At 53.2% G+C, this 3217-nt stretch carries 3 protein-coding genes; all 3 read left to right on the top strand.

Annotated elements, in window-relative coordinates; all coding sequences use genetic code 11:
• A partial coding sequence (locus tag B5D40_RS14985) for an esterase/lipase family protein (RefSeq protein ID WP_200804188.1) occupies positions 1-204 on the top strand: 204 nt, incomplete at its 5' end.
• Positions 201-1076, top strand: a complete 876-nt coding sequence (locus B5D40_RS14980; protein ID WP_143394326.1) for a hypothetical protein — start codon at positions 201-203, stop codon at positions 1074-1076. The genes B5D40_RS14985 and B5D40_RS14980, both read left to right, overlap by 4 nt.
• Before the next feature lie 102 nt (positions 1077-1178).
• Positions 1179-3217: GPI inositol-deacylase (locus B5D40_RS14975; protein ID WP_234978185.1), on the top strand; the 2039-nt coding region annotated here is incomplete at its 3' end.

Here is a 3217-nt window from a genome sequence, read left to right as displayed (position 1 = left end):
CTCATCGGTCACAGCATGGGTGGTGTTGTAGCTCGTGAGTACACGCAGAATAGTGACTACTATCACGGCGACGTGGACAAGGTGATAACGCTCGACAGCCCGCACGAGGGGACCGGGGCGTTGAACATGCAGCTCGACATGGTCGATGGCGTCCGGGCGACGGCGGAAGGGGTGAATTCGAGCTTTTTGATGGAGGGAATGTGAAAAGGCGATTGTTGGTTGCTATCCTTGTTTTGTTGATAGGCTGTTCCGATTGGCTGGAAGGCCCTGTAGTGTGGTCAAAAGACTTTGGAGGAGAAAGGATTGTCGGTTTTATTGACGACTCCTTAGTGATTGTGTCTTCCTATCAAACGTGGACGCAAAGTTTGGGTTCGTTTATTCAAGATCACGGAGAACGTTCCGGAATGGGTCATCAGCGGCTTTGCGTGTATAACTATCGGGTGCAGGAAGACGGTCCGAGATGGTGCGATACTTTGAATAATGAAATAGACAAGTTCAATAGTGAGCCGGACAATTATGCAAGAGGTCAAATGACTGATTCTGTTATTTGGGGCGGCGATGTTTCGAAATCCATTAAGCTGTGGAAGGTGGGCGAAAAAGCGCATGAAAAGAAAATCAAGAAGAAATTTGACGGTTGTGTCGGAGAATTCCGGGCGACTTCAATCAAACAATGGCTTGACGGCTTTTTCATAGTCCGCGGGGATAAATTTTTACATTCTCTGGGTGACAGCTGCCAGTATGCGGAACTGGATACGGCGGCAAGGATGCTTACATACAAGCGTCTGCCCTATTATTTGAAGTGGATTGAGGCTTGCGATGACGTGCGTGCTTGGAACAAGGACGTGTATTGTTTTACGCCCGGAAAAAATAGTTTTGAAGCGGTTCTTTTGCTAAATAAAAGCGATTCGTTGGAAGTTCCGATAAAGTTTTCTGTGGGTAATTTTTATGGCGATGTATTGCGGCCAAATGCGCATTTGTGTATCCTAGCCGAAAATAAGGTTTCTTGTTCGGGAATAGAGTGGCGCGGTGGTTTGTTTTTTTATGAAAATGACGAAATTGTTGTTAATTTGGAGTAAAGGATGAAAATACAAAGAAATTTTTTGTTGCTGCTTGTGATGGTTTGTTGTTCTTGGTCAGAGCCGAAACCGATGGAGGCTATTGAGAATTATAATGTGCTAATGCTTCATGGGGCTTATGGCTCTGACAAGGGATTTTCTGTAGATTTTTCACTCCCCGAAGCTTACTACGCAGGAAATGCTTTAGAAAATGGAGCTACACTTGGTACTTACAATAACGGAGATCGAATAACCAAGTGGCTAGGAACCAACATCTTTGAAGAGCCTGACATCGGTAAGGCGTGCAATCCCTCAAATGCCTACATCTACAACTGGCGTTCCTTTTCCAATCCGGCGAACAGCTCCATAAGAAACGCTGTAGAATTGGGAAATAGGACGTGGAATGGGGATGGGAAGTTTGGCAAACGCCGTGCACTTGTTGAAGAAGCACAGGAAGTGAAGGCTGTTTTTCACGATTTGGAGACTGGCAGAAATGATTCTGGTCAATCAGCCCTTCAGCTCATTCGTCGCAACCCTGCCCTCTACCGTCAAATCCCCTCCCGCTACATCCTCATCGGCCACAGCATGGGCGGCGTGGTCGCCCGCGAATACGTGCAGAACAGCAACTATTACTACGGCGACGTGGACAAGATAATCACCCTTGACAGTCCGCACGAGGGGACCGGGGCGTTGAACATGCAGCTCGACATGGTCGATGGAATCCGGGCGACGGGGGAAGGGGTGACCGGGGCAATCGCGACATCCGGGACGCTGGGCCTCTTCCTCGCCTCGACGGGGAGCGATCTTGGAACTTCGACCGTGGGGCTTCTGGGGCTGGCCTCGTCGATGGCGGCCTCCGGCATTCATTACGGCGTCGGCGAGCTGATGTCCCTGTTTCTGGAGAAATACGAGCCCACGGATCCCCTGGTCTATTACGTGGATCCCACGGCAGGCCTCCAGAACAACATCTCCGCCCTGAAGGGCCTGGTCAACGAGCCGGACTCGCTTCCGATGTTCCGCCTGCTGGCCGGGGCGCACAGCATGACTTTCACCGACCCTAAATCCGGCTGGCGCACCCCGCTCTCCTTTTTCATCCCCGACATGATTACAGTCCCGATTACAAACCAGGCCTGTCAGATTCATGGCGGGGAGTCTTTTTCCGCCAACTATGCGAACGCCTTTACCGGCTACGTCATAGGCCTGCTCGGGGGGATCAACGTTCAGGGCCACGGTTCTTCGCTTGTCGAGACGGACATCGGGCTTGCGCGCCACACGAAGATGCTGACGAATCCGGATGTGGACGTGAGGAGGGAAGAGTTCGAAGCCGCATCCCATGCCTCGGAAGCGTGGACATCCAGCCTGACAACCGTCACCCTTGCCGCCGGCGCGGCCCTGCTCGCCGCGGATTTGATTCCTGTACCGTACAACAAGATCGCCCGCGCCGCGATAGCGACCGGGGCCGCGGCGGGGATATCGGCTTCGGTGGCCTCCGCCGTTTCCGCCGGGATGCTGGACCTCGCCGAATCCCACATGATGCCCCTGTACAGGAAAAATTTGGAAAAATGGCTGGGCAATGCAAATACGTTCTCCCTTGTCAATGCCGGAAGTTCCGAATACATCCCCTACCTCATGGAGGACTTCCTCTACGAGTGCCCCTTCGTGAACCTGGCTCTCCTGGACTCGGCGACGCTGGACTCTCTGCAAATGAACCCGGAAGCGAAGCTCAACCGCAACTGTTACTATCTGGGCGACAGAGAAAACGCCAAGTGCGCCGTAGGGTTGTTCGCCAATTCTGGCGATTTGAACTCCACGCATAAGATGCAGAGCGTGGCATCACTTTCGCCCCTCCGCTTCAGTTCCTCCACGGACTGGTCGAAGATGGGCGTGAAGGTGGACCGCTGGGAGCGCGTGGACGGCCTTACGCCGGAAGGGAGTCTTGCCCCGAAATCCGTGCCCATCCGCCACGTGGAACGCTACGCGGCGCCGTCCATCGCCGTGGACGACTGGATTGAAAAGTATTCCTTCGTGGTGGACGACCTGATGCCCCACCGCCTACGGCAAATCCGGATGAACTTCAACTATCAGGAAGAAATCGCTTGGGAGTGCGATATATCTAAGGATGCGCAAGCGAGCGACGCGTGCGTCGTGTACAAGCGCTCCGG

Source organism: Fibrobacter intestinalis, assembly GCF_900167415.1.
In the GTDB taxonomy this organism is placed as follows: Bacteria; Fibrobacterota; Fibrobacteria; order Fibrobacterales; family Fibrobacteraceae; genus Hallerella; species Hallerella intestinalis.
Note: the sequence above shows the minus strand (reverse complement) of the source record. Positions and strands in the feature narration are given on the sequence as shown.